Annotated in this window: 22 protein-coding genes and 1 riboswitch; of the genes, 11 read left to right on the top strand and 11 right to left on the bottom strand. The window is 73.9% G+C overall.

Annotation, left to right across the window (positions count from 1 at the left end; translation table 11 throughout):
• The first annotated feature begins 95 nt into the window (after nucleotides 1–95).
• Nucleotides 96–2,285, top strand: coding sequence for a primosomal protein N' (locus tag ACFWTE_RS18820; protein WP_378780821.1), 2,190 nt, complete (start codon nucleotides 96–98; stop codon nucleotides 2,283–2,285).
• A 39-nt stretch (nucleotides 2,286–2,324) separates the two neighbouring features.
• Here the strand turns inward: ACFWTE_RS18820 and ACFWTE_RS18825 are convergent, their stop codons facing one another.
• The 5 genes from ACFWTE_RS18825 to ACFWTE_RS18845 all read right to left on the bottom strand — a co-directional run bounded on the left by ACFWTE_RS18825 (nucleotide 2,325) and on the right by ACFWTE_RS18845 (nucleotide 8,905).
• On the bottom strand, nucleotides 2,325–2,867 hold the full coding sequence (locus ACFWTE_RS18825) for a DinB family protein (RefSeq protein ID WP_378780822.1): 543 nt from the start codon (nucleotides 2,865–2,867) through the stop codon (nucleotides 2,325–2,327).
• A complete protein-coding gene (locus tag ACFWTE_RS18830) occupies nucleotides 2,858–3,565 on the bottom strand; it encodes an SAM-dependent methyltransferase (RefSeq protein ID WP_378780824.1) in 708 nt (235 codons plus the stop codon). Before ACFWTE_RS18830 ends, ACFWTE_RS18825 begins: the two co-directional genes overlap by 10 nt.
• Before the next feature lie 298 nt (nucleotides 3,566–3,863).
• On the bottom strand, nucleotides 3,864–6,497 hold the full coding sequence (locus tag ACFWTE_RS18835) for an FtsX-like permease family protein (RefSeq protein WP_378780825.1): 2,634 nt from the start codon (nucleotides 6,495–6,497) through the stop codon (nucleotides 3,864–3,866).
• Nucleotides 6,494–7,300 carry an ABC transporter ATP-binding protein gene (locus tag ACFWTE_RS18840; RefSeq protein WP_378780826.1) on the bottom strand — a complete coding sequence of 269 codons (807 nt, stop codon included), beginning with the start codon at nucleotides 7,298–7,300 and terminating at the stop codon, nucleotides 6,494–6,496. Before ACFWTE_RS18840 ends, ACFWTE_RS18835 begins: the two co-directional genes overlap by 4 nt.
• Nucleotides 7,301–7,525: 225 nt before the next feature.
• Nucleotides 7,526–8,905, bottom strand: a complete 1,380-nt coding sequence (locus ACFWTE_RS18845; protein WP_378780827.1) for an aminotransferase class V-fold PLP-dependent enzyme — start codon at nucleotides 8,903–8,905, stop codon at nucleotides 7,526–7,528.
• A gap of 60 nt (nucleotides 8,906–8,965) precedes the next feature.
• Nucleotides 8,966–9,080, bottom strand: a riboswitch (SAM riboswitch).
• Between the two features lie 318 nt (nucleotides 9,081–9,398).
• Between ACFWTE_RS18845 and ACFWTE_RS18850 the strand changes: the two genes are divergently transcribed.
• The 4 genes from ACFWTE_RS18850 to ACFWTE_RS18865 all read left to right on the top strand — a co-directional run bounded on the left by ACFWTE_RS18850 (nucleotide 9,399) and on the right by ACFWTE_RS18865 (nucleotide 12,958).
• Complete coding sequence (locus ACFWTE_RS18850; RefSeq protein ID WP_378780828.1) at nucleotides 9,399–9,782, top strand: DUF3870 domain-containing protein; 384 nt, start codon at nucleotides 9,399–9,401, stop codon at nucleotides 9,780–9,782.
• Nucleotides 9,783–9,790: 8 nt separating this feature from the next.
• The gene (locus tag ACFWTE_RS18855; protein ID WP_378780830.1) at nucleotides 9,791–11,098 is read left to right on the top strand and encodes a CaiB/BaiF CoA transferase family protein; all 1,308 of its coding nucleotides are present in this window, start codon (nucleotides 9,791–9,793) and stop codon (nucleotides 11,096–11,098) included.
• A gap of 74 nt (nucleotides 11,099–11,172) precedes the next feature.
• The gene (locus ACFWTE_RS18860; RefSeq protein WP_378780831.1) at nucleotides 11,173–12,363 is read left to right on the top strand and encodes an acyl-CoA dehydrogenase family protein; all 1,191 of its coding nucleotides are present in this window, start codon (nucleotides 11,173–11,175) and stop codon (nucleotides 12,361–12,363) included.
• A 127-nt stretch (nucleotides 12,364–12,490) separates the two neighbouring features.
• Nucleotides 12,491–12,958: a nitroreductase/quinone reductase family protein gene (locus ACFWTE_RS18865; RefSeq protein ID WP_378780832.1), complete on the top strand. Its 468-nt coding sequence runs from the start codon at nucleotides 12,491–12,493 to the stop codon at nucleotides 12,956–12,958.
• Between the two features lie 379 nt (nucleotides 12,959–13,337).
• Here ACFWTE_RS18865 and ACFWTE_RS18870 read toward each other — a convergent pair whose 3' ends face one another.
• From ACFWTE_RS18870 to ruvC, 6 genes are all read right to left on the bottom strand, one after another.
• Nucleotides 13,338–15,512 (bottom strand): RelA/SpoT family protein, encoded by a 2,175-nt coding sequence (locus ACFWTE_RS18870; RefSeq protein WP_378780833.1) that lies wholly within the window; start codon nucleotides 15,510–15,512, stop codon nucleotides 13,338–13,340.
• Nucleotides 15,513–16,050: 538 nt separating this feature from the next.
• Complete coding sequence (locus ACFWTE_RS18875; RefSeq protein WP_378780834.1) at nucleotides 16,051–16,605, bottom strand: adenine phosphoribosyltransferase; 555 nt, start codon at nucleotides 16,603–16,605, stop codon at nucleotides 16,051–16,053.
• 119 nt (nucleotides 16,606–16,724) lie between these two features.
• Entirely contained in the window at nucleotides 16,725–17,090 is a 366-nt protein-coding gene (gene yajC, locus ACFWTE_RS18880) for a preprotein translocase subunit YajC (RefSeq protein ID WP_378780835.1), read from the bottom strand.
• A gap of 350 nt (nucleotides 17,091–17,440) precedes the next feature.
• Entirely contained in the window at nucleotides 17,441–18,592 is a 1,152-nt protein-coding gene (gene ruvB, locus ACFWTE_RS18885) for a Holliday junction branch migration DNA helicase RuvB (RefSeq protein ID WP_378780837.1), read from the bottom strand.
• Nucleotides 18,593–18,610: 18 nt separating this feature from the next.
• Nucleotides 18,611–19,231 carry a Holliday junction branch migration protein RuvA gene (gene ruvA, locus ACFWTE_RS18890; protein WP_378780838.1) on the bottom strand — a complete coding sequence of 207 codons (621 nt, stop codon included), beginning with the start codon at nucleotides 19,229–19,231 and terminating at the stop codon, nucleotides 18,611–18,613.
• Between the two features lie 50 nt (nucleotides 19,232–19,281).
• Nucleotides 19,282–19,830 carry a crossover junction endodeoxyribonuclease RuvC gene (gene ruvC / locus ACFWTE_RS18895; RefSeq protein ID WP_378780839.1) on the bottom strand — a complete coding sequence of 183 codons (549 nt, stop codon included), beginning with the start codon at nucleotides 19,828–19,830 and terminating at the stop codon, nucleotides 19,282–19,284.
• Nucleotides 19,831–20,075: 245 nt separating this feature from the next.
• On the opposite strand from ruvC, the gene ACFWTE_RS18900 reads away from it, so the two are divergent.
• The 6 genes from ACFWTE_RS18900 (at nucleotide 20,076) to ACFWTE_RS18925 (ending at nucleotide 26,543) form a co-directional block, all read left to right on the top strand.
• A complete protein-coding gene (locus ACFWTE_RS18900) occupies nucleotides 20,076–20,912 on the top strand; it encodes an NUDIX domain-containing protein (protein WP_378780840.1) in 837 nt (278 codons plus the stop codon).
• 59 nt (nucleotides 20,913–20,971) lie between these two features.
• Complete coding sequence (locus ACFWTE_RS18905) at nucleotides 20,972–22,093, top strand: molecular chaperone DnaJ (RefSeq protein ID WP_378780842.1); 1,122 nt, start codon at nucleotides 20,972–20,974, stop codon at nucleotides 22,091–22,093.
• Nucleotides 22,094–22,157: 64 nt separating this feature from the next.
• On the top strand, nucleotides 22,158–23,153 hold the full coding sequence (locus tag ACFWTE_RS18910; RefSeq protein ID WP_378780843.1) for a hypothetical protein: 996 nt from the start codon (nucleotides 22,158–22,160) through the stop codon (nucleotides 23,151–23,153).
• Nucleotides 23,150–24,592, top strand: coding sequence for an adenylosuccinate synthetase (locus tag ACFWTE_RS18915; RefSeq protein ID WP_378780845.1), 1,443 nt, complete (start codon nucleotides 23,150–23,152; stop codon nucleotides 24,590–24,592). Before ACFWTE_RS18910 ends, ACFWTE_RS18915 begins: the two co-directional genes overlap by 4 nt.
• A 9-nt stretch (nucleotides 24,593–24,601) precedes the next feature.
• Complete coding sequence (locus ACFWTE_RS18920) at nucleotides 24,602–25,027, top strand: PPOX class F420-dependent oxidoreductase (protein WP_378780846.1); 426 nt, start codon at nucleotides 24,602–24,604, stop codon at nucleotides 25,025–25,027.
• A 646-nt stretch (nucleotides 25,028–25,673) separates the two neighbouring features.
• Entirely contained in the window at nucleotides 25,674–26,543 is an 870-nt protein-coding gene (locus ACFWTE_RS18925) for an alpha/beta fold hydrolase (protein ID WP_378780848.1), read from the top strand.
• Nucleotides 26,544–26,615: the final 72 nt, after the last annotated feature.

A 26,615-nucleotide genomic window follows, 5' to 3' on the forward strand; every position in this document is an offset into this window, starting at 1 on the left:
CCGCTGCGCGTACGGGACACTGTTCTACCAGTCGTGGAGGGGGTTCCCGTCGCGCGGGAGCGGCGGTGTCGGACGGTTCTGGTAGACCAGGGGTGATGACAGCGCAGTCCGACCAACCCAGCGACGCCCTCTTCGACCTGTCGGAGCTGGTGGACCCCAGAGCCGCCGCCAAGGCCAGGGCCAGGGAGGCGTCCCGCCCGGAACCGAGGAAACCGGCCGGGCGGTTGTCGGTCGCGCGCGTCGTCGTGGACACCCCGCTCCCCCACCTGGACCGCCTCTTCGACTACCGGGTCCCCGCCGACCTGGACGAGGCCGCCGTTCCCGGCTGCCGGGTGAAGGTGGTCTTCCACCACCGGCTGCTGGGCGGGTTCATCGCGGAGCGGGTGGATCGCTCGGAGTTCCCCGGTCGGCTCGCCTACCTGTCCGAGGTGGTCTCCTCCGAGCCCGTCCTCACCCCGGAGGTCCTGGACCTGGCCCGTGCCGTGGCCGACCGGTACGCGGGCACCCTGAACGACGTGGTCAGGCTCGCCGTCCCGCCGCGCCGGGCTCGGGTGGAGCGGGAGACCGACCGTGCGCCAAAGGCCCGGGAGACGGGCGGGGAGGACCCGGAGGAGACCGGCTCCGGGGAGCCGCCCGGGGACCCCGACGCCGCGCCCCCCGGGGAGGCCGGCCCCCCGGAGGCGGAGGACGGTGGGGCCGCGGCCCCGGATGTCGGCCCCGGCCCCTGGGAGGCCTACCCGGAGGGGCCCGCCTTCGTGGGTGCCCTGCGCGAGGGGCGTGCGCCCCGCGCGGTGTGGAACGCCCTTCCCGGCACCGACTGGGCGGACGCGGTCGCCGTGGCCGCCGAGGCGGCCCTGGCCGCGGGGCACGGCACGGTGGTGGTGCTCCCCAACAGCCGCGACGTCCAGGCGGTGGACGCGGCGATGGCCCGCCGCCTGGGCGAGGGGCGGCACGTCGCGCTGCCCGCCGACCTCGGCCCGACCCCGCGCTACCGGCGCTGGCTGTCGCTGCTGCGAGGAGGGGTCCGGGTCGTGGTGGGGACCCGCACCGCGATCTTCGCCCCTGTCCGCGACCTCGGGCTGGTCGTGCTCTGGGACGACGGCGACGACGTGCACACGGACCCGCACACCCCCTACCCGCACGCCCGGACCGTGCTGGCCATGCGGGCCCACCGGACCGGGGCGGGGGTCCTGTTCGGCGGACACACCCGCACCACCGACGCCCAACTTCTGGTCGAGTCCGGGTGGGCACACCCCCTGGTCGCCGACCGGGCGACGCTGCGCAGCCGGGCCCCGGTCGTCAAGGCCGCCGGTGACGACCGCGAGCTCGCCCGGGACGAGGCGGCCCGTACGGCCCGCATGCCGAGCCTGGCCCTCAAGTCGGCGCGGGAGGCGGCCAGGACGGGGCCGGTGCTGTTCCAGGTGCCGCGCCGGGGCTACCTCAACACCCTGGCCTGCGCGGGCTGCCGCGAACCCGCGCGCTGTGACGGCTGCCGGGGGCCGCTCGCGATCCGCGAGGCGAACGCCCTGCCCTCCTGCGGTTGGTGCGGACGGGTGGCCGGACAGTGGGTGTGCCCCGACTGCGGGGCGACCCGGATGCGCGCCGTGGTGGTGGGCGCCCGCCGGACCGCCGAGGAGCTGGGCCGGGCCTTTCCCTCACTGACCGTGCGCACGTCCGGGCGCGACGAGGTGCTGCCGGAGGTCCCGGACAAGCCCTCCCTGGTGGTGGCCACGCCCGGGGCCGAACCGGTGGTCAAGGGCGGCGGATACGCGGCGGCGGTGCTGCTCGACGGCTGGGCACTGCTGAACAGGGCCGATCTGCGGGCCTCGGAGGAGACGCTGCGCCGCTGGTTCAACGCCGCCGCCCTGGTGCGGCCGGGCGGCACCGTGGTGGTCTCGGCCGACGTGTCGCTGCCGGTGGTGCAGGCCCTGGTCAGGTGGGATCCGGGCGGGTTCGCCGAACGCGAGCTGGCCGAACGCAGGGAGCTGGGCTTTCCCCCCGCCGTGTCCATGGCGTCGATCACCGGGGCCCCGGACCACGTGCGCGAGCTCCTCGCCCAGGTGGACCTGCCCGAGGGCGCCGAACTGCTCGGACCGGTGCCGGTGGGCGGGGAGCGCGGGCCGGGCTCCGAGAGCCCGCCGCCGACGGAGCGCGCCCTGCTGCGGGTGCCCCGCGACGGGGTGGGCGCGCTGGCCCGCTCGTTGAAGGCCGCCGCCTCGGCCCGCAGCGCGCGCGGGGACGAGCACCTGGCGCAGGTACGGGTGGACCCGCTGCACGTGGTCTGACCACCGATCGGACGACCGGGCACGCTCGGGTCGCCGGGTTCAGCCCCGGGTGGGTTCGGCGCGGTAGAGGTCGCGCAGCAGCGCGATCTCGGCGCCGTGGTGGATGATCTCCCGGTTGACGTGCAGTACGAGCGCGACCGTTGGGAAGCCCGCCCACTGCGGTGCCTCGGTGCCTCTCACCGGCGCGGCCAGCCCGTCGTCGTCGAGGGCCTGGATGTGCTCGGACCAGACCTCGTAGGCGTGGCGCAGCCGCTGCTTGGCCTCGGCCACGCCTCCGGGCCAGTTGATGCTCTCCCGGGTGTAGGTGCGGTCGCCGAAGTGCCAGTTGGTGCGGGTCTCCAGGACGTCCACGACGAGGTGTCCGAGCCGCCAGGCGATCGTGGTCACGGGCGGCGGCTCGGGCTCGGGGTACGCCGAGTCCGGCTGGTAGCGCCCGTCCGACCCCTGGCGCACGGTCCAGGCCCCGGGGGCGGGCAGCCAGTGGTACTCGGCGTCGGTCAGTCCCTCCAGCCGTGGCCAGAGCGAGTACTCCCAGTAGAACTGGACCTGCGCCAGAACCTCACCCGTCCAGTTCACCGCCATCGGCGGGTCCCCCTTCCGTTCCCGGGCGCACGGCCCAACCCTGCCAGGGTTCCGGTCCCCCGGTCGGACACGTCCTCGTCCGGATACGGCCACCATCGCAGATCGGCCACTCCCGGTTCAACAGGGAGGAAGGGGTGGAAGGCCCGCTCGACCACGGTTCTGGGGGCGGGGGAGGCGAGCGCGAGGTAGCCGCCGCCGCGCATGAGGGTGTGAAGGCCCCCGATGCCCCCGGGTGGGTCGTCGGCGGTGAAGGGCCGGGTCATCAGAACGGCGACGGGCTCGTCGAAGTCGACGAGCCCGGAGGTTCCCAGACGGCGCAGGAGCCCGGCGGTACCGGAGCCGTCTCCGGAGAGGACGGCCGCACCGGCGGTGGGGAGCATGCCCGCCGCCCCGTGCGGGACCAGGTGGACGACGGTGGCGTCGGGGTCGCAGGCGTGTACGCGCTCGGCCGTACCCGGCACGGGACACCCCCAGTCGACGAACTGGCGGACACCGGCGTCGACGCGCAGGTAGTCGATGACCCGTCCGAGGAAGGCCTGGTGCAGGCGGGTGTGCTCGCTCTGCCCGGGGGCGGCGGGTCCGCCCGCGCGCGGGGCGAGGCTGACCACACGCGACCGCCGTCCGGGGATCTGCACCGGTTCCCGTTGTCGGAACACGGCCGCGAGCGGACCTGCCTCGGGCCCTCGGACGTCCGTCACGATCACGCTCCCCCAGCCGGTTCGCTCGTGGGAGGCAGGACGCGCCGCGGAGCGGACCGGTCGGGTCCGTCGCCGCCGCGCCATGCCGTCAGGGCCTGATGCTACAGGCTGAGAAAGTGATTCCCGGCACACCATGGAGTGAAATGTGCCTTGTTGTACTCTTTGTTGTCCGGTGCGTAGCAAGGTTCCGGATCCTCCGCCAAGACCCGCCCCGCACGCTCCGGCGCCCTGTGCGGGAGGGTGCGGAGCGCCGCGCCCGGCGCCGCTCCGCCTCACCTTTGGCCGCACGGCCGCCCGCTCAGCGACGCGACGGGTCCGTGGTCAGCCTCCTCGCGGGCACCGCCACACACAGCCAGGCGACCACCGACACACTGAGTACCGTCACCGGCACCAGCCAGAACGGTCCCGCCGGGAACGGCCTCCCGAGCAGGCCCACCCCCACGCAGAACAGCGGGAACAGGACGGCCAGGAGTCCGGCGGCGTTGGCGCCGAGAGCGATCATCGCGGCCTCCCTGCGCAGCACCGACCGGGTCTGGCCCGGCGTCATCCCGATCGCCCGCAGCGCGTCCACCTCGCCCTGCCGTTGCAGGGTCTGGGCGGACAGCCGGTTGGCGACGGACAGCACCATGTAGCCGACCAGCGCCAACAGGACGACGAGGTTGAGGACGGCGTTCGCGTCCAGCCCCCGGCCGCCCTCCTGCGCGGCACCCGCCTCCTCGACCCCGACCCCGGGGTAGTCCGCGGCCGCCGCCTCCAGAACACGGCGCGCCTCGTCCTCCTGCCCCGGTGCGGCCAGTACCAGGAGGCGGGCGTCGACGTCGCCCGTGACGTGGCCCCGGGCCAGGTCCGACGGGAGGGTGACCCACCCGTAGCCCAGGTCCCTGCGGTACACGGCGACCACCTCGGCGCTGATGCGTGCGCCGTCACCGGCCCGGAACGTGAACGTCTCCCCCAGCCCGGTGCCGAAGTAGCGCGCCGCCGAGACGCTCACCGCGACCGTCTCCCCGGTCAGCCGCCCCAGGTCCCCCTCGACCACGTCCAGGTCCAGGACCCGATCGGCCCCCGGTCCGACGACCTGCGCGGTCGCCTCCAGGTACGTCGTCTCGGGGTCCTCCCCCGGCAGGTCCATGTCGAGGCTTCCGGTGCCCACCACCGCGGTCGGCGTGGACGTGACGGCCTCCTCCACCGCCGGTGAACGGCGGACCTCCTCGGCCAGGCCCGAGGGGACGCCGCCCAGGCCCGGTGCGGACACCACGAGGTCGGCCCGTTCCCCCGCCGCGCGCTGGGCGTCGCCCGCCGCCGACAGGGAGGTCTGCGCGTAGCTCTGCCCCAGGGTGAAGGCCACCGTCATGGCCAGGGCGCTCGCCGCGCCGGCCACCCGGACGGAGTGCCCGTGGAGGTTCTGCACGGCGAGCCAGGTCAGCGGCGAGACCCGGGAGGGCAGCCGACGGGCGGCGAACCCGCTCACCCGGCGGACCAGGGCCGGACCGGCCAGGGCCAGGCCGATCGCGGCCACCAGTGAGGCCAGGGCCGCACCGGCCACCGCCTCGGTGGCGTCCGTGACCAGCGCGGGGACCGACACGGCCGTCGACGCCGCCAGGAGGACGGCCCCCGACCAGGTGCGTACACGGCCGGGGGCGCGCGGTTCGGCGACGGACTCGGCCAGGGCGTCGACGGGGGCCGCCCCCGCGATGCGGCGGGTCGCTCCCCTGCAGGCCAGCCACACCGCGAGGAGGGTCAGGGCCGCGGCGGCCAGTCCGGGTACCGGCCCGAGCACGGCGGGCAGGCCCTCGGGCATCATGCCCGTGGCGACGAGTCCCCGGAGCGCGCCGTCGCCCAGCAGGTAGCCCGCGGCGATCCCGAAGGGCAGGGTCAGGGCCGTGACGAGCATGTTGGGGAGCGCCACGAGGCGGCGGATCTGGAGCGGGGTGGCGCCGACCGCGCGAAGGAGGGCGAGGTCCCGGCGCTGCGCTGCGACGGACACCGACAGCGCACCGGCGACCGTGAAACCGATGACGAGCAGGATGATGCCGCTGAGCGAACCGGCCATCGCGACCAGCATCGACCGCGCGGACGCCACCCCCGGCGACTCCGCGTCACCGCGCCGGTCGCCGCTGAGGGCGACGAGGTCGTGTTCGGCGAACACGGCGCTCGCCTCCACCGCGGAGCGGAGCTCGGCGGCGGTGACGCCCTCCGCGGCGTGCAGGCCGACCAGGTCGACGGTGCCAGCACGGGGACCGTCGGAGCGTCCGGCCAGGTCGGCGGCGGTGGCGTCGTCCACGAGGATCGAGGGCGCCGCGGTGTCCAGGATCCCGGTCAGGCGGTACGCGGACACCTGCCCTCCGGCCACGAGGCGGACCTCGCCGCCGACCACGGCCCCCGCCGCCTCCGCCGCGGCCCGGTCGAGCACCACCTCGCCGGGGCCGCGCGGGGGCTCGCCGGTCAGCGCACCCCCTCCCGGCAGGGAGGCCGAGGCCCACCCGTGCCCGGCGGTGCGCGGATCGGCACCGGCCACGGGCCCGTCCTCGCCCAGGACCGCGGCCTGGAAACCCACGTCGCCGACGGCCAGGCCGACCTCGGGCAGCGCGGCCAGCCCGGCCACCACCGCCTCGGGGACGGGCGCGCGTTCGGGAAGGGCGATGTCGAGGTCCTCCGGCACGTCCAGGTTCTGGGGCGCCGCGACCACGACGTCCGTGCCCGCGAGGCGGTCGGCCGGGACGACGGAGCGGACGCCGGTGTCGGCGACGACCCCGCCGACCGTGACGAGTGCGGAGCCCCCCAGGACCGCGACGGCGACGGCGGCAAGGGAGGCGGCGCGGCCCCGGGCCAGCTTCAGGGACAGGGGCCGGCTGCTCCCGCGGCGCGGGGCCGGGCCGGGGCGGGGCCCGGTGTCCGGGTGCGCGACGGGCGCTGCGGGTGCGGTGGCGCTCATCGGCCCGTCCCCAGGGAGGCGAGGCGGCCGGCGAGGTCCGCGGCGGCGGGTGCGTGCAGGAGGTCCACGACGCGGCCCGAGGCCATGACGGCCGTGTCGTGGGCGCGGGCCGCGGCGGCGGGGTCGTGGGTGACCATGACGACGGTCTGTCCCAGGTCGTCCACGATCTCCCGGAGCAGGGACAGCGTCTGGTCGGCGGTGGCTCCGTCGAGGGCGCCGGTGGGCTCGTCCGCGAAGACGATGTCCGGCCGGGCGGCGAGCGCGCGCACGATGGCGACCCGCTGCTGCTGCCCCCCGGACAGCTCAGGGGGCCGGTGTCCCAGGCGGTCGGCCACGCCCACCCGTCGGACGAGTTCGTCGACCCAGGCGGCGTCCGGCCGTACCCCGGCCAGGCGCAGGGGAAGGGTGATGTTGTCCTCCGCGGTGAGGGTGGGGACCAGGTTGTAGGACTGGAAGACGAACCCCACGTGGTCGCGGCGGAAGACGGTCAGGTCCGGTTCCCGGAGCCCGCTGATGTCCTTCCCGCCGATCTCGACGGTGCCGGAGGTGACGCGGTCCAGGCCGGAGGCGCAGTTGAGCAGGGTGCTCTTGCCGGAGCCCGAGGGCCCCATCACGGCGAGGAAGGTTCCTCTGGGGACGCTGAGGGAGACCCCGTCCAGGGCGGACACGTGGCCGTCACCGTCGGTGTAGGTGCGGTGGACCGCGGTGAGGGCGACCGCGGCGGCGGGACCGCGTGGGGTTCCCGCGGCGGGGGGCCGACCGGCCGAAGCGGTGCTCGTGGGGGTGCGGAAAGGTGCGGGCATGGCGAATCCTCGCGGGTGAGCGTCAGGGAACGACGTGGCCTCCCGTCGGGCCGTCCACGTCCCTGCCGACACTACGGAGCGCGATCCCGGCGAACCATGCTGTGGGCTGTTCGATGGAAGCTACAGCCAGCACCACCATCCCGGGCCCCGGCCGGTCCCCGGCGCAGCGCGCCCCGGTGACCGGTGCGGTCACCGGGGCGTCCGCCGGCGGGTGCCCTCCCCGGGTCAGAGCACGTTGCGCGGGTCCGGGACCGGGGCCAGGCGGCCGTCGCAGTCCGCGTACTCCCAGCCCGGCCCGTGGGCGACCAGGTCGGCGACCGCGCCGACGAGCCGGTCCACGTGCTCCACGGTGGTGCCCACTCCCAGACTCGCCCGCACGGCCTGGGTGTGGCCTTCCGGCAGCAGGTGCCGGGTGAGCGGGTGGGCGCAGAACAGGCCGTCCCTCACCCCGATGCCGTGCTCGGCGGACAGGGCGGCGGCCAGCAGGTCGGCGGGCAACCCGTCCACCGTGAACGAGACGATGCCGACCCTGGGGTGTTCGTCGCCCCACAGGGTCAGCTCGGTGACGCCCCCGATGCCGGCCAGCCCGGCGCGCAGCCGCTCAAGCAGCGCGGACTCGCGGATGTGCAGGAGTTCCTGTGTGGCCGGTGTGAGGGTGTCGCAGGCGGCGGCCAGCGCCACGGCGCCGAGAACGTTGGGGCTGCCCGCCTCGTGCCGCGCGGGGAGGTCGTTCCACACCACGTCGTGCTCGGTGACCAGTCGGGTGGCCCCGCCACCGGACAGGTACGGGGTGGCCTCGCGCAGCCAGTCGGCGCGTCCGGCCAGCACCCCCGAGCCGAAGGGCGCGTAGAGCTTGTGCGCGGACAGCGCCACGTAGTCGGCGCCGGTCGCCTCCAGGCTGAACGGCAGGTGCGGCACGTACTGGGCGGCGTCCACGACCACGCGGGCGCCCTCGGCGTGCGCGGCGGCCACCAGCTCCGTCACCGGCCAGATCTCACCGGTGACGTTGGACGCGGCGGTCACGCACAGGAGCCTGGGGCCCTCGGGGGCCTCCCGCAGAGCTGTGCGGGCCGCCTCGACGGCCGCCTCGGCGGTGGGGGGCAGCGGCAGACGGACCACGGTCCCGGCGCTGGCGGCGGGGTGCTCCCAGGGCAGGAGCGCGGCGTGGTGCTCGGTCTCGAACACGACCACCGTGCAGCCCTCGGGCACCGAGCGGGCCAGGAGGTTGAGGGCGTCGGTGGTGCCGCGCACGAACACCACCGCGTCCGCGGGTTCGGAGCGGGCGCCGAGGAACCGGGCGACGCTGCGCCGGGCCCGCTCGTAGGCGTCGGTGCTCACCTGCGAGTGGTGGCCCGCGCCCCGGTGCACGCTCGCGTAGTAGGGCAGCGCGTCGGACAGGGCGTCCGCGACCGGGGACAGGCAGGGGGCGCTGGCGGCGTAGTCGAAGTTCGCGTACTCGACGCGCTCGCCGGTGACCAGGGGGACGCCCTCGTCCGAGGCGACGACCGTGCACTCGGCGGTGTCGTCGGAAGGGCGGCCCGAGGGGCCGGCCGTAGCGGCGGAACGGAACGAACGCGCGGTGTGGATGGGGCTGACAACGGTCATGAAGCACCTCTTCTGTGGGTCGTGGGACCCACAGGAGTGCCGTCACGGCTACGCCACAGGGGTCCGCGCTTGTCTGACACGGATGTGTCGGGACCTGGTCCTCACCCGGGGCACCCCACCGCGGAAGGAGGGTTGCCGACCAGCAAGCCGGGGCTGAACGCTGGTACTCGTGACCTGGGAGGCAGATTAACACACGCGCAGCGGGCGGACCAGCCGGACCCTTGTCCGGCCAGGAGCACGCACCGGCGGGCCCGCCGCGCGGCCGGGAGCGGCCACCGGTAGGGGAGGCCGGCCCGGCGCGGTACGGACGGTCGCCCCGGGAGTGCGCCGGGCGGTTCGGCCACGCCCCGCTTGACAGCCGCCGATCCGGTCGGGCCATACTTGGGGTGCCTGCCCTCACGCCGCCGGTGCCCGGTTTCCCCCGGCCACCCTCCAGGCGCGAGACTCCAGAGCGTTGGAGTTTTCGCATGCCCGCGAGCGAGAGGTGTGTCCGTTGCACGGCGACGACCGTATCCAGCAGGTTCTCCGCAACCCCAGGGTTGTCCTCATCTCCGGCTACGCCCGTCTTCCCGACTCGGTGGCGAGCCATTCCCAGTACCAGCGGCTCGGGGTGGTCCTGGCCGTGGACACCGTGGACGGCCGCATCGTCGCCGCGGACACCACCCTGCTCACCGACCTGGGCAAGGACTTCTTCCGCGCCCTGGTCGAGGGCGCCTCGGTCACCGAGGACATCGCCGAGCTGGTCCAACGGGTACAGACGCGGTACGCGGGCCAGTCCGGTGCCGCGCTGACCACGGCCCTGCGCCGCTGCCTGGAGTCCTACTACCAGCTGTGGGAGGGCGACCAGCTGCCCGGCGGCCCCGACGCCAAGGAGTGACACCCCTCGTGACCGACACCCCGTCCACCTCCGGACCCCGCGACGGCGCCCACGGGCCCGGCGCGGGCCCGGCCGCCCCGCTGCCCCTCGCGGGGGTACGCGTCGCCGACCTCTCCCGCGTGCTCGCGGGACCGTACGCGACCATGCTCCTCGCCGACATGGGAGCGGAGGTGGTCAAGGTCGAGCAGCCCGGACGCGGCGACGACACGCGCGCGTGGGGCCCGCCCTGGGCCGGCGCCGCCGACGGCGGGGACGGCCCCGGCGAGGCGGCGTACTTCCTGTCGGTGAACCGCAACAAGCGCAGCCTGGCCGTGGACCTGAAGGACCCCGACGGCCTGGCCGCCGTACAGGAGCTGTGCGCGTCCTCCGACGTGGTCGTCCAGAACTTCCGGCCCGGTGTGATCGACCGGCTCGGCCTCGGCTACGAGGCGGTGAGCGCGCTCAACCCGGCCGTCGTGTACTGCTCGGTGAGCGGCTTCGGCCCGGAGCACGAACCGGCCACCCGCCCCGGGTTCGACATCGTCGTGCAGGCCGAGAGCGGCCTGATGGCGACCACCGGCCCGGCCGACGGCCCGGCCAGCAAGGTGGGGGTCGCCCTCACCGACGTGCTGACCGGCCTCAACGCCGCCGTCGGGATCCTGGGTGCTCTGATGAGGGCCCGTGCGACCGGTCGCGGCGAGAACGTCAGTACGTCGCTGATCAACTCCACCCTGTCCGGTCTGGTCAACCTCACCCAGCAGGCACTCGTGACGGGGGCCGAACCGGCCCGCGTCGGCAACGCCCACACCACGATCGTCCCCTACCAGGTCTTCCCGACCGCCGACGCGGAGATCGTGGTCGCCGCCGGGAACGACGCCCTGTACCAGCGGCTGTGCCGGGCCGTCGACCGTCTCGACCTGGCCGAGGACCCGCGCTACGCCACCAACCCGGGGCGGGTGGCCCACCGGGACGAACTGGTGGGCGAGCTCTCCGGCGTCCTGCGCGCCGAACCGGCCGACCACTGGATGGACCTGCTGGTCGGGGCGGGCGTCCCGGTCGGGCGGGTCCGGGGCGTACTGGACGCGCTGCGCACCGCCGACGCCAACGGCGACGACGTCCTGCGCACCGTGGAGCACCCCACGGCCGGACTCCTCGAACAGGTCCGGGCGGGGTTCCGCCTGGAGAGCGCTCCCCCGCCGCTCACGGCACCGCCGCTGCTGGGACAGCACTCCCGCCAGATCCTCACCGAACTCGGCGTGGACGGGGCACGCGTGGACGCGATGGTCGCACGCGGCGCCGTCCAACAGCCCGACCCCGGGCCGCCGGCCGCGCGCTGACCCGACCGCCCGCGGCCCCCACATCCCGCACCGGGCCGCACCCGTCCGACCGCACCACGAAGGGACACCCACCCATGAGCGACTCCCGCAAGGCCGCCGCCCCGGACCCGCACGACTTCCTGGCCCTGGACGCCGAACTGTCCGACACCGAGCGGGACGTCCGCGACGCCGTGCGCGGCTTCGCCGGTCGCGAACTGCTGCCGAACGTGGCCGAGTGGTTCGACGCGGGCACCCTGCCGGACCCGCGCGGGCTGGCCAAGGCCTTCGGAGACCTGGGCCTCCTGGGCATGCACCTGGAGGGGTACGGCTGCGGCGGCTCCAGCGCCGTGGCCTACGGGCTGGCCTGCCGCGAGTTGGAGGCCGTCGACTCGGGCCTGCGCAGTTTCGTGTCCGTGCAGGGTTCGCTGGCCATGGCCGCCATCCACAAGTTCGGCTCCGAGGAGCACAGGACGACGTGGCTGCCGAGGATGGCGGCCGGCGACGCGATCGGCTGCTTCGGGCTGACCGAACCCGACTCCGGCTCCGACCCCGGCTCCATGCGCACCCGTGCCCGCCGGGACGGTTCGGACTGGGTGCTCGACGGCACCAAGATGTGGATCACCAACGGGTCGGTCGCCGACGTGGCCGTGGTGTGGGCCGCCACCGAGGACGGCGTCCGCGGGTTCGTGGTGCCCACCGGCACCCCCGGGTTCTCGGCCAACGTCATCCACAGGAAGCTGTCGCTGCGCGCGTCCATCACCTCCGAACTGGTCCTGGAGGGGGTGCGCCTGCCCGCCGACGCGCTGCTCCCCGCGTCGAAGGGCCTGGGGTCGCCCCTGTCCTGTCTGAACGAGGCCCGCTACGGCATCGTGTGGGGTGTCGTCGGCGCCGCGCGCGCCTGCTACGAGGCGGCCCGGGAGTACGCGATGACCCGCGAGCAGTTCGGACAGCCCATCGGCGGGTTCCAGCTCACCCAGCGCAAGCTCGCCGACATGGTCGTGGACGTCAACCACGCGGGTATGACGGCGCTCCGGATCGGCCGGTTGAAGGACGAGGGGGACTGCCACCACAACCACGTGAGCTTCGGCAAGTTCGCGAACGTGGCGGCGGCCCAGCGGGTGGCGCGCACCGCCCGCGGCGTCCACGGTGCGAACGGCATCACCCTGGAGTACCCGGTGATGCGTCACATGGTGAACCTGGAGACGGTCGCCACCTACGAGGGCACCGAGGAGATCCACGCGCTCAGCATCGGGCAGGCTGTGACCGGGATCTCCGCGTTCCGTTGAGGGGCGCCGAGGCTGCCGGACGGGGAGGGCGCTACGGCCGCGGAACCGCGGTCGCGGCCCTCCACCGGTGTCGTCGACCGCCCGGACCCACCACAATGGGGAGCATCCGACCGAGGGAGTTGCCGAGATGGTGAACGAACCGACGAAGCGGTTCGAGATGACGCGGGTACGGCGGGTCGCCAACGCCTTCGTCAGCGGCCTGGTCAAGTACGGCCTGGGTACGCCCGCCACCCACCTGCTGACCACGCGCGGGCGCAAGTCGGGCTTCCTGCGCAGCGTCCCGCTCGACGTGCTGGACAGCGAACGGGGCAGGTTCCTGGTCTCCCCGTACGGTGAGGTCGACTGGGTGCGCAACCTCCGCAAGGACGGGTTCGCGACCCTGCGGCAGGGGGGCTGGATCGAGCTGGTGAGCGTGCGTGAAATCGGGGCCGAGGAGGCCGGTCCCCTGCTCAGGGAGTACGTCAACCACCCGCGGGCCGCCGTGGTGGGACCGTACTTCGAAGCGCCTCCGGACGCCCCGGACGAGGCGTTCGCCGCCGAGGCCGACCGGCACCCGGTCTTCGAGATCGTGCGTTCCACCACGATCCGGATCTGACACCGGACGACGGAGAAGGAGGAGGCCCCGCCCGCCCCGCGAGGGAACGGCCGGGGCCTCCTCGCGGTCGGTGCCGGTCTCCGGCTCCGCGGGCGGGCGGCCCTGGAGGACGCGGCCCGATGTGCGAGGTTCGGCCCGGTGGTGCTTCACGAGCGCAGAGGCGCAGCGAGAGGCGGCCCGGTGGACACGAGCCCGCAAGAACGCACAGGACACGACCTCGTTGCACTGGCCAGAAACGTTGCAGGAATGACGTGATGGGCTCTGACCTCGATGATCTGGAGGTCAGGCGGCAGGCCGAGGAGGTCGATCAGCCTGCCGCGTGACATAGAAGCGTCACGGCGGCGGACAGGCGGGTCCGCGGACCCTGCCGGCCACCAACCTAGTTGCGGACCCTGTAGACGTCGTAGACGCCGTCCACGCCGCGGACGGCGCGGAGCACGCTGCCCAGGTGGGCCGGGTCCGCCATCTCGAAGGTGAACCGGCTCTGGGCGACCCGGTCCCGGCTGGTCTGGACGGTCGCGGACAGGATGTTGACGTGCTGGTCCGAGAGCACCCGGGTGATGTCGGACAGCAGGCGGGACCGGTCCAGGGCCTCCACGTGCAGGGCCACCAGGAACATCGAGTCGTCGGTGGGCGACCAGTCCACCTTGACCATGCGCTCGGTGTCCAGGGTCGCCGCGTTCACGCAGTCCTCGCGGTGCACGGACACTCCGTTGCCGCGGGTGACGAAGCCGATGATCTCGTCACCGGGGACCGGCGTACAGCACTTGGACAGGCGTGCCCACACGTCGGCGTCGCCCTCCACGACCACACCGGGGTTCCCGGACTGGCGCTGGCGGGGCGCCTTGGTGGGCAGGGACGACTCCGCGATGTCCTCGGTGTGGCTCTCCAGCCCGCCCATCGAGTCGACGAGCTTGCTCACCACGCTCTGCGCACTGACCTGGTGCTCGCCCACGGCCGCGTAGAGGGAGTCCACGTCCGGATAGCGCAGGTCGCCGGCCAGGGCGATGAGCGCCTCACCGCTGAACAGGCGCTTGACCGGAAGCTCCTGCTTGCGCATGACCTTGGCGATCTCGTCCTTGCCCTGGTCGATCGCCGCCTCGCGGCGCTCCTTGGTGAACCAGTGCCTGATCTTGTTGCGGGCGCGGGCGCTCTTGACGAAGTTCAGCCAGTCGCGGCTGGGTCCGGCGTCGGGGGTCTTGGAGGTGAGGATCTCGACGGTCTCACCGTTGTGCAGCTCGTTCTCCAGCGGCACCAGGCGGCCGTTGATCCTGGCGCCGACGGTGCGGTGGCCGACCTCGGTGTGGACCGCGTAGGCGAAGTCGACGGCGGTGGCCCCCTGCGGGAGGGGGATGACGTCGCCGTCGGGGGTGAAGACGAACACCTCCTGCACCGACAGGTCGAACCGCAGCGACTCCAGGAACTCGCCCGGGTCCTTGGTCTCCTGCTGCCAGTCGATGAGCTGGCGCAGCCACTGCATGTCCGTGCTGCCCTTGGCCCTGGCCTCGGGACCGCTGTTGCGGTCCTCCTTGTACTTCCAGTGCGCGGCGATGCCGTACTCGGCCCGGCGGTGCATCGCCCTGGTGCGGATCTGGAGCTCGACCGGGTTGCCCGAGGGCCCTATGACCGTCGTGTGCAGCGACTGGTACATGTTGAACTTGGGCATCGCGATGTAGTCCTTGAACCGCCCGGGCACCGGGTTCCACCGGGCGTGGATGGTTCCCAGGGCCGCGTAGCAGTCGCGGACGCTGTCCACCAGGACCCGCACGGCGATGAGGTCGTAGATCTCGTCGAAGCCGCAGTCGCGGGCGATCATCTTCTGGTAGATGGAGTAGTAGTGCTTGGGGCGTCCGCGCACGGTCGCCTTGAGCTTGGACTCGCGCAGGTCGTCCGAGACCGCCTCGATGACCTCCTGGAGGTAGACGTCGCGCCGGGGGGCGCGCTCGGACACCAGGCGGGCGATCTCGTCGAAGCGCTTGGGGTAGAGGGTGGCGAACGCCAGGTCCTCCAGCTCCCACTTGATGGTGTTCATGCCCAGCCGGTGGGCCAGCGGGGCGAAGATCTCCAGGGTTTCGCGGGCCTTCTTCTCCCTCTTCGTCTTGGACGGCAGGTAGCGCAGGGTGCGCATGTTGTGCAGCCGGTCGCACAGTTTGATGACCAGGACGCGGATGTCGCGGGCCATCGCCACGACCATCTTGCGGACCGTCTCGGCCTGGGTGGCCTCGCCGTACTTGACCTTGTCGAGCTTGGTGACACCGTCGACGAGCTCGGCGATCTCGTCGCCGAAGTCGGCGCGCAGCTCGTCCAGCGAGTACTCGGTGTCCTCGACGGTGTCGTGCAGCAGGGCTGCGGCGAGGGTGGCCTCCTGCATGCCCAGTTCGGCGAGGATCGTGGCGACCGCGAGCGGGTGGGTGATGTAGGGGTCACCGCTCTTGCGCTTCTGCTCGCGGTGGTGGTGGGCCGCCACCTCGTAGGCTCGCTCGATCAGCCGCACGTCCACCTTGGGATGGGTGGCCCGCACGGTCTTGATCAGTGGTTCGAGCACCGGGTTCATCGTCACTCCCCGCTGGGCACCGAGTCGGGCGAGCCTTCTGCGTACTCGCACGGTGGAGGGTGTCCCGGAGGGGGACGGCTGCCCCGGCCCCTCCCCGAAGACATCGGAGGGCGCCGCTCCGGTCGCGGCGCCCTCCGGGCGGTCCTGCTGTGGTCTTGCGTCCGCGGCCGGCACGCTGGTGCCGTCCGCGTGCTCTCCCGGCACGGCGGGCCGCCGCGGCTCGCTCGCGGATACGGCCCCGGTCGAAACCACTTCGTTTGGCATGCCTACCTCCCGCGGATTCGCCCGGGTCGCGCGGGCGCCGTCAGCGCCGCCCGCCTCCACCGGTGCACGTGCGTGTCATCAGGGCCAGCCGTGACATGGTCGCCGCGGTACCTCTCCCGCCAGTCTAGTGTTCGGTCGTAGACCCCACCCCACCAGGTACGACAGCGAGTGACTCAGGTCACCGGGTGTGTCACACCCCGCGGTGGAGTACGTCAACGATGACGAACCGCCGCGCATTCCCTGGGGACGGCGCCGGATCCGGCGCGAGTCGGGGTCAGACCGAGAGGAGGGCGTGCAACTCCACGTCGGGCAACTTCCCGCGCCCGTGGAGCGCTGAGAGCTCCATCAGGACGGAGAATCCCACGACCGTACCACCCGCCTTGCGGACGAGGTCCACCGCGGCCCTGCCGGTGCCGCCGGTCGCGAGGACGTCGTCGACGATGAGCACGCGGCTGCCCGGGGTGATCGCGTCGGCGTGGACCTCGACGGTCGCGGTGCCGTACTCCAGATCATAGGACTGGCCGATGGTGTCCGAGGGCAGTTTTCCCGCTTTGCGGGCGGGGACGAATCCCGCGCCCAACTCCATGGCGACCGGGGCCCCGAAGATGAAACCGCGTGCCTCCAGTCCGACCACGTGGTCCACACCGGCGTCGCGGTAGGGGGCGCAGAGCCCGTCCACGGCGGCCGCGAAGGCCTCCCTGTGGTTGAGCAGCGGCGTGATGTCCTTGAACAGGATGCCGGCGTGCGGGAAGTCCGGGATGTCGCGGATATAGGCCTTGATGAGCTCGGGGCTCGGCGCGCCGTCCGCGGTCGCGGTGTCGTGGGGCATGTGCGGTGGGACCTTCTGCTGTGGTGTCGGAGCTGTGGCGTCGGGGCCGGACACGGCGGTACCGGCCCCGGAAGGGGGCCGGTACCGAAGTCTGGGGACCCCGCCGGGGCCTGCGGCCGTCAGCCCTTGGGCTTGTCGTCGTCGCCGAAGTCGGGACGGTCCTCGACAGGGGTGTCGTCGGCGGCGGGGGTGATGACCTCACCGACGCCGGCCTTGAGCATGCGGATGCGCGTGCCGGGCGCGATCTCCAGCAGGACGTCCTGCTCGTGGATCTCGACGATGGTCGCGAAGATGCCCGCCTTGGTCATCACCTCGACGCCGGGGGCCAGAGCGCTCTGCATCTGCGTCTCCTGCTGGCGGCGCTTCTGGTTCGGGCGCCAGAACAGCAGCCAGAAGACCAGGATGATCATCAGGAACGGGAACAGCATACCGAGAAGCCCGCCCGTGGGCTCTCCTTCGGCGGCGAGATGGTAAAGGCCCTGCACGGGGGCGTCCTTCCTGACGTTTCGTCATGTGGCCCGCGGGTGCCGTTTGGGGCACCTCGGCGGCCACCTTCTTCGTGTCGCCCGAACCGGGTGACGGTCCGGACCACATCCGGCACGTACAACGCGCCGGGCGGCCAACTCGTTCCGCCGGTGTCGAACAACACGTACGGAGTCCTGTCCCCGTATCGGCTGATTCCTCCCAGCTTACGTGGCGCCGGTCACCAATCCCCCACCGGCCGAGATCGGAGTGTTAACGGTTCAGCCCCGTTTCACGTACGCGGAACCCATTGTGCCCGGACCGGCGCCCGCTGTCAGCCCACCCCGTCAGGAGGTACCGGCCCGATGGCCGGTCAGGGCGTTCCCGTCCCGGCCGAACCCGGCGCGGCGCCGCCGGGGGCAGCGGCCCCGTTGGCCGTTCCCACGGCGGTGGCGCCGGCGGTCGCCGCGCCGAACGCGGCGTCCGGCGGCGGCGTCAGGCCCATGTGCGCCCAGGCCTGCGGGGTGGCGACCCGGCCGCGCGGGGTGCGTGCCAGGAAACCGGACCGGACCAGGAACGGCTCGGCGACGACCTCCACGGTCTCCGCCTCCTCCCCCACCGACACCGCGAGGGTGGAGAGGCCGACCGGGCCACCGCGGAAGCGGTTCATCAGGACGTCGAGGATGGCGCGGTCCAGCCGGTCCAGGCCGAGTTCGTCGACCTCGTACAGTTCGAGCGCGGCGCGGGCGGTCCGCAGCGACAGGTGCCCGTCGCCCCGCACCTCGGCGTAGTCGCGCACCCGGCGCAGCAGCCGGTTGGCGATACGGGGTGTTCCGCGCGAGCGCCCGGCGATCTCCCGGGCCGCGTCCTCCGCCATGGGCGCGCCGAGCAGCCCGGCGGACCGGTGCAGGATCAGCTCCAGCTCCTCGGGGGTGTAGAAGTCCATGTGCGCGGTGAACCCGAACCGGTCGCGCAGCGGGGCGGGCAGCATGCCCGCCCGGGTGGTGGCCCCGACCAGGGTGAACGGGGCGATCTCCAGGGGGATCGCCGTGGCACCGGGCCCCTTGCCGACCACGACGTCGACCCGGTAGTCCTCCATCGCCACGTAGAGCATCTCCTCGGCGGGGCGGGCCATCCGGTGGATCTCGTCCAGGAACAGCACCTCGCCCTCCTGGAGGGTGGAGAGGACGGCGGCCAGGTCGCCGGAGCGCTCGATGGCCGGGCCGGAGGTGATGCGCAGCGGGGCGCCCATCTCGGTGGCGATGATCATGGCCAGTGTGGTCTTGCCCAGTCCGGGTCCGCCGGACATGAGGATGTGGTCCGGGGCCCGGTTGCGCCTGCGGGCGCTGTCCAGGACCAGGGAGAGCTGTTCGCGCACCCGTTGCTGTCCGACGAACTCGTCCAGGGCGCGGGGACGCAGGGCTCCCTCGACCTGGCGGTCGTCCAGGCTGGCGTCGGAGGAGACCGCCTCGCGCTCGTACGCGGCGGCCTCGTACGCCTCGTGGGGCTCGTACGGTTCGTGCATGGGGTCCATCCCTCCCTCCTAGGCGCGGCTGAGCCTGCGCAGAGCGGTACGCAGCAGGACGGCGACGTCCGTGGTCCCCTCCGACTCGGCGGTGACGGCGGCCGCGGCGGCCTCGGCGTCCTTGGCCGACCAGCCGAGGTTGACGAGGCCGGAGACGACCTGGCCGCGCCGGGCGGCGTCGGAGGCGCCCGCGGGTGCCGCGCCCTCGGCGGGCGGCAGCGTTCCGTCGGTGAGGATCGGTGATTCGAGCTTGCCCGCCAGCTCCAGCACGATGCGCTGGGCGCCCTTCTTGCCGATGCCCGGCACGCGGGTCAGAGCGGCGGTGTCCTCGGTGGCCACGGCCTGGCGCAGGCCGGCCGGGCTGTGGACGGAGAGGATGGCCAGGGCCAGGCGCGGACCGACCCCGGAGGCCGTCTGCACCCGCTCGAACAGGTGCCTCTCGTCGTCGTCGGCGAACCCGAACAGGGTCAGGGAGTCCTCGCGCACGATGAGGCTGGTGGCGACGGTGCCGGTCTCGCCGACGTGCAGCCGGGACAGTGCGGAGGGGGTGCACTGGACGGTCATGCCGACCCCGCCGACATCGATCACGGCGCTGCCGGCGCCGCGTGCGGCCACCCGGCCGGTGAGGAACGCGATCATCTCGTGCGGGCACCGGGGGCGGTGCCCTTCTCCTTCCTGGAGGCGGGGAACTAGCGGCCGCGGGTGCGGCGGGCGAGTTCCACCTTGCGGGCGAAGTCCTGTGCGGCCTGTGCGACGCGGGCCTGGGCCCCGCCGCGCCAGATGTGGCAGATGGCCAGGGCCACGGCGTCCGCCGCGTCCGCGGGCCTGGGGGGCCCGTCGAGTCCGAGGATACGCGCCACCATGGTGCCGACCTGTGCCTTGTCGGCGCGACCGCTGCCGGTGATGGCGGCCTTGGCCTCGCTCGGGGTGTGCAGCGCCACGGGCAGGCCCCGGCGCGCGGCGCACACCAGGGCGATGCCGCTGGCCTGGGCGGTCCCCATGACCGTGCTGAGGTTGTGCTGGGCGAAGACCCGCTCGACGGCGACCGCGTCCGGCTGGAAGCGGTCCAGCCACTCCTCGATCCCGCGTTCGATGCCGACGAGCCGCTGGGGCAGCGCGGTGTCGGGACTGGTGCGGATGGCGTCGGCACCGAGCAGGGTGAGCGGTTTGCCGATGGCGCCCTCGACGACACCGACGCCGCACCGGGTCAGCCCCGGGTCGATCCCCAACACTCGCACTCCGCACACCCTTGCCTTCGAACACGTTGTCGAACGTTCGTTCGCACCATGCTAGCGGCGGGCAGCGACGCCCGGTTCCGGCCCGACCGGGCGTGTCGCCGCCCTCGCCGCGACCCCGGGGCGACGCCCCGTACCGGTGCCAGGGAGGCGAGGGGACGGAAAAAGGGGTGGACGGTGGCCGGGCCGCGTGCTAAGTTCATCTCAGATAGAGAAAAACTCATGTTGAGAAAAACAAGGAACCGCACGTGAACGACGACAGGACGCCACCGCACGACGGGCCGGAGAGCCGGTTCCTCGCCGGCTACGACCCCCACGCCTTCGCCCCCGCGGCGGTCACGGTCGACGTCGTCGCCCTCACGATCCGCCCGGAGGCCGGCCCCGGCCAGGACGGCGCGCGAAGGGCCGGGACCCCCCACGTCCTGCTGACCCGGCGCGGCGCGCACCCCCAGCGCGGCTGGTGGGCCCTGCCCGGCGGGTTCGTCCGGGCGGAGGACGGGCCGGACGGCCCCGCCGACCCCGACCTGCCCGACGCCGCCCTGCGCGTGCTGTCCGAGAAGACCCGGCTGCCCACCGAACTGCACCTGGAGCAGCTGGGCACCTACGGCGCCCGGGGGCGTGACCCCCGCATGCGCGTGTTCTCCGTGGCCCACATGCTCCTGGCCCCCGACCTGCCCGACCCCGACAGCGGCCGCGACACCGAGGAGGCCGCCTGGGTCCCGTGGAGCGGGCTCGGCCTCGGCGAGGACACCCGCGCCGACCGCGACCTCGCCTTCGACCACGGGCGGATCCTCGACGACGCGGTCGAACGCGCCCGCTCCAAGCTGGAGTACACCGCCCTGGCCACCGCGTTCCTGCCGCCCGCCTTCACCATCACCGCGCTGCGGGAGGTCTACCAGGCGGTGTGGGGGCGCACCCTGCACGCCGCCAACTTCCACCGCAAGATCCTCGCCACCCCCGGGTTCGTGGAGGACACCGGAGAACTCGCCGAACACGGCGGCCCCGGCGGCGGACGCCGGGCCCGCCTGTACCGGGCCGGGGGCGCCGCGCTCCTGCACCCTCCCCTGCTGAGGAGCACCCAGTGACCGGGGCGCGACGACCGCACCGGCAAACCACACCGCCGCGCACCGGAACGGAGGACCCGATGAGCACCGGAGAGCACGACACCGCCGCGTTCGACGCGGCTCTGCGCACCGTCACCCTGGCCGAGGACCCCGTGGCGCTGTTCGGCCCCCTGCCGACCGGCGGCGCAGACGTCCCCCGGGCCGCCACCGCCGAGTACCGGCGCCTGGCCCGCCTCGTCCACCCCGACCCGGCGCCCGGGGGACGCCGCACCGAAGCCGCGTCGGCCTTCACCCGGCTCACCGGGCTGTGGAGCCTGTACAGGGACATGGTCGCCGGGGACCTGGGCTTCGACGACCTCACCCTCGTCACCCGCACACGCGGCTACCGCGTCGCGGCCGGGCGCATGGCCCGGGGCGACGTCGCCGACCTGTACCCGGTGCGCTACCGCAAGGGGACGTGGCACGACGCCGTGCTCAAACTCCCCCGGTCCCAGCGCGACAACGACCTGATGGAGGCCGAGGCGACCGCCCTGCGCCGCGTGCGGGAGAAGGGCCACGAGCGCTACCGGGCGTTCGTCCCCGCACTGGTGGAGTCGTTCAAGCACCGCGACGCCGCGACCGGCGTGGAGCGACACGCGAACGTCCTGGGGCGGCTGCACGGGTTCCACACGCTCGCCGACGTGCGCCGCGCGTACCCGCAGGGGATCGACCCGCGCGACGCGGCGTGGATGTGGCGGCGGCTGCTGGTGGCCGTCGCCAACGCGGCGCGGGCCGGGGTCGTGCACGGCGCGGTCGTGCCCGAGCACGTGCTGATCCACCCCGCCGAGCACGGGCTGGTGCTGGTCGACTGGTGCTACTCGGTGACCGCGCACACGCCGCGCACCGCACCCCACATCCCGGCGATGGTGCCGGGCCGTGAGGACCTCTATCCGCCCGAGGTGGCCGCACGCCGCCCGGCCCTTCCCCAGACCGACATCTACATGGCCACCCGGTGCATCGAGTTCGTCTCCGGTGGCCGCCTGCCCCGTGAGCTGCGTTCCTTCGCCCGCGGCTGCACCCTGCCCGCGCCAGAACGGCGGCCCCGCGACGGGTTCGCCCTGCTCTGTGAACTCGATGACGTGCTGGAGCGCCTCTTCGGCCCGCGCCGGTTCCGCCCGTTCCACATGCCGGAACCGGATCCCCCCACCGCACCAGCTTTCTAGACCACCGGCCGCCCGCACCGGACGGCCGCGCCCCGACCCGCCACCCCTCCGAAGGAGACCACCCATGGGAAACAGCAACTGGTCCACCGACGCCTACCACGCGCGCCAGGCCTACAACTCCTCCGTCGGATCCAGCAGCTTCGGCTACACCGACGACGTGCTCTCGTCCGCCCCCCGCAACACGTGGAAGACCCACCCGAGCCTGAACCCCAAGGACGCCGGCGTCCGCGAGAGCCGCGACTCCGACGAGCACCCCAACTCACTCGCCATCTCCGTGCTGTTCGACGTCACCGGCTCCATGGGCACCGTGCCGCGCGTCCTCCAGACCAAGCTGCCCGACCTGTTCGGGCTGCTGCTGCGCAAGGGGTACGTGGAGGACCCGCAGATCCTGTTCGGCGGGATCGGCGACGCCACCTGTGACCGTGCGCCGCTCCAGATCGGCCAGTTCGAGTCCGGGAACGAACTGGAGGACGACCTGGGCAACATCCTGTTGGAGGGCGGCGGGGGCGGCCAGGCCACCGAGTCCTACGAGCTGGCCATGTACTTCATGGCGCGGCACACCTCGATGGACTGCCTGGAGAAGCGGGGACGGCGCGGCTACCTGTTCATCATCGGAGACGAGATGGCCTATGCGGCGGTCAAGGAGCGCGAGGTGCGCGACGTGATCGGCGACGACGTCACCGAGAACATCCCGTTCCCGCGGATCCTCGCCGAGCTGCGGCGCAGCTTCGAGGTCTTCTTCATCATGCCGACGGGCAGCCACTACTACAACGACACGAGGGTCCGGGGGTTCTGGGACACCCACCTGGGCCAGAACGTGATCTACCTGGACGACCTCGAAGCGGTGTCGGAGACCATCGCCGTCACCGTGGGGCTGGCGGAGGAGGCCATCGACCTGGAGGAGGGGCTGTCGGACCTGGCCGAGGCCGGTTCGAACGCCGGGGACGCGGTCGGCAAGGCGCTGCGCCCCCTCTCCTTCGCACGCGGCGCGGTGGTGGTCGCGCCGACCCCCGGCGGCCTCGCCGACGGAACGGCCACGGGCGGGGTGAACCGGCTGTGACGGGGGCTCCGCCGCGGTGGTCCGACGGGAACGCCGTCGTCGTGGACCTGGGGTTCGGCGACGCGGGCAAGGGCGTGACGGTGGACCTGCTGTGCGCGCGGCGGCGCTTCGGTGCCGTCGTCCGCGCCAACGGGGGCGCGCAGGCGGCGCACAACGTCGTCACCCCCGACGGTCGCCACCACACGTTCGCCCAGTTCGGGGCGGGGACCCTCGCCCCGGACGGGCCGGTTCCCACGCACCTGTCGCGGTTGGTGGTCGTGGACCCGTTCGCGCTGGCCGCCGAGGCCCAGCACCTCGCGGAACTCGGGGTCCCCGATCCGTTCTCCCTGGTCACGGTGGACCGGCGGGCGCTGGTCAGCACCCCCTGGCACCGGGCCGCCAACCAGGTGCGGGAGCGGGCGCGCGGCGCCGACCGGCACGGCTCCTGCGGGATGGGCGTGGGCGAGGCCATGGCCTACGCCCTGGCCCGCCCCGAGGACGCGCCGACCGCCGGCGACTGCGAGCACCCGGAGCGGCTGCGCCGCAAACTGCGCCGGCTGGCCGACCACCTCTCCGCCGTGCGGAGGGAGGCCGCCCGCCCGGGCGGGGCGCCGGAGGAGGCCGGGCCGGACACGGACCCGGACGTCGAGGAGTGCGTGCGGGCGTACCAGGCGTTCGCCCGGCGGGTACGGCTGGTGGACGAGGGGTACCTTCCCTCGCTGCTGGCCCGCGCCCCCGTGGTGTTCGAGGGCGCGCAGGGCGTGCTGCTGGACGAGTGGCACGGGTTCCACCCCTACACCACGTGGTCGACCACGACCACGGCCAACCCGTTCGCGCTCCTGGCCGAGGCCGGGCGGGCAGGTGACGCGCGCCGGATCGGCGTGGTGCGCACCTTCACCACCCGTCACGGCGCGGGACCGCTGGTGGCGGAGGACCCGGAGCTGGGGGCTCGGCTCGTGGAGCGGCACAACGGCACGCACCCCTGGCAGGGCGCGTTCAGGGTGGGCCACCTCGACCTCGTCGCGCACCGGTACGCGCTCGCTGCCACGGGCGGCGTGGACTCGCTGGTGGTCACACACGCCGACGCTCCCGCCCGCGCCGGGGACCGGCTGCGCTGGTGCACCGCCTACACGGCCCCGGACGGGAGCCCCGTGGAGCCCTCCCCCGGCGACGCGCCCGCGCCGGACCACCCCGCCCTCCGGTCTCCCGGCGGACGCCCCGGCCTCCAGGAGGCCGGACGCGCCGCGGACCACCTGGCACGGCAGGAGCGTCTCACCCGCGCCCTGGAGTCCGCGCGGCCGGTCCTGTCGGCCGCCCCCGCCGCACCGGCACCAGCGATCGCCGACGCGCTCGGCCTTCCGCTGGAAGCGGTCTTCTCCGGCCCCACCCGGACCGACGCCCGCGTCCCGGACCGGGTGGGGGCCGTGTCGCACCGGAGCCGGGGAGAGGGCCCGGGTTAGCGTTGCGCCGTGGCTTCCATCTCCGACCCCCGGGTCCGCGACTTCCTGCTCCAGGGCACCCGCACGGGCAAGCTCGCCTACGTCGCCTCCGACGGCCGCCCCCTGGCGGCGCCGGTGTGGTTCACGGTCGAGGGCGACGAGGTCGTCTTCAACACCGGCAGGGACACGGCCAAGGGGCGGGCCCTCGCCCGCGACCCCCGTGTGACGCTGGTCGTGGACCTGGAGGAGGCGCCGTTCGGGTTCGTCCAGGTCCAGGGCGAGGCATCGGTGTCCGAGGACCCCGGCGAACTCGTCCGGACCGCGACGGTGATCGCCCGGCGCTACATGGGCCCCGACAAGGCGGAGGAGTTCGGCCGGCGCAACGGCACCCCCGGCGAACTCGTGGTGCGCGTGCGCCCCACCAAGGTGCTCGCCGCCTTCGACATGACCGGCTGAGGGCCCGGCGCCGCGCCCAGCCGAGCGCGTGGGCGACGAAGGCCGCCGCAGCGGTGGTGAGGGGGCCGCGCCTGCTGATCAGCGCCACGTCCAGGTGGCCGGTGGGAACCAGATCCAGGACCAGCGCGCCCGCCGGTTCGGCGAGCGCGGCCCTCGGGGCGGTCAGGCCGCGCCGGGGGTCACAGCCCGGGAGCACGCGGTGGGCGGGGTCTGCCCCGCTCCCGCACCTTGTCCGGAAGTGACAGCGGGAGCACCACGCCTTGTCGATGACGGACAACCCTCCGGGCCGGACGAGAGGGCAGTCTGGGGAACGAGCACACGGACGAGGGGGGTACGGGGATGGCGGGCAGGGGACGCGGCGGCGCGGCGCGGAGGGTTCCGGCCGGCGGCACGTCGAGGCGTTCGCAGGGGCGGCCCCCGTCCACCTGACGAGGGGACGCCACCGGGCCCCGTGTGGGTACCGCCGCAGCGGTGGTTCCGCCACCGCCCTCCCACGCCGGCCCCGGACCCTCCTGTCCGGCCCGCGCCCCGACCACTGGAACCCAAGGCCCGGGGCCAGGCCGTTTCCCGTGTCCCGGCGCACCCCGGACGGCTCCCGCACGTCCGGGTCCCCGTGTGCGCCGTCGGTTCCGCCCGAAGGTGAGAGATGTCGACCCGGTTCCCGGCACACGTGCGCGTGTACCGTTCCAGATCAGGCGAGGCCGCCGTGCGCTCGTGGTGTGAGAGGGAGCTGGCCGCCTGCCCGGGGCTGCGCCCGTTGCCCGGGATCGTGGCGGACGGCCGCAGCACCCGGGTCCACGTGCTCGACGGCGGGCCCGGTGTACCGGTCCTGGTCCTGCCCGGAGCGGGCCTCAGCTCGGCGACCCTCACCGGCACCGCCCGGCTGCTGGCCCGGGACCGCACGGTGATCCTCGCCGACCTTCCCGGGGAACCGGGGCTGAGCTGCCCGCTCCGCCCTCTCGGGGGGCGGGCCGCCGCCTACGGCGCGTGGCTCGACGCCCTGCTGCCCCAGGTCACGGACCGTCCGGTGGTCCTGCTCGGGCACGCGCTCGGCGCGGCCGCCGTGGTCTCGTCCCTGCCGTCCCCGCTGGTGGACCGCCTCCTGCTGGTCAACCCGGCAGGTCTGGCCGCCCCGGTGAGGGACCCCGGGCGCCTGCGCGCGACGTGGGCGTGGCAGCTCTCCCCCGGTGGGGCCGCGAGTGCCCGGCTCCTGCGTGCGTGGGGCGGCCCCGCCGGGCCGGGACCGCTCGCGGAGTGGATGACGCTGGTGGGCCGGCACTGCCGGACGGTGACGGTGCCCGGGCTGCTGCGGGGCGAGGAGTACCGCGACTGGCGCGGGGTCCCGGTGACCGTCGCGACGGGGTCCCGCGACCGCGTCCTCTCCCCCGCGCTCCTGGGCGGGGCCGCACGCCGGCTCCTCGACACCGACGTCCACGTGGTCGGGGGCGCGGGCCACCTGGTGCCCCACGAGGCCCCGGAACAGGTCCGCGACCTGTTGCGCGGGGGCGGCGGCTGACCCGCGCCCTCCCGCGCGGCGGGCAGCTCGGCGACAGGGGCGAACGCCGGTGGCCGCGCCCCTGTCCTGGGC

The organism is Nocardiopsis sp. NPDC058631 (assembly GCF_042716955.1).
GTDB lineage: Bacteria > Actinomycetota > Actinomycetes > Streptosporangiales > Streptosporangiaceae > Nocardiopsis.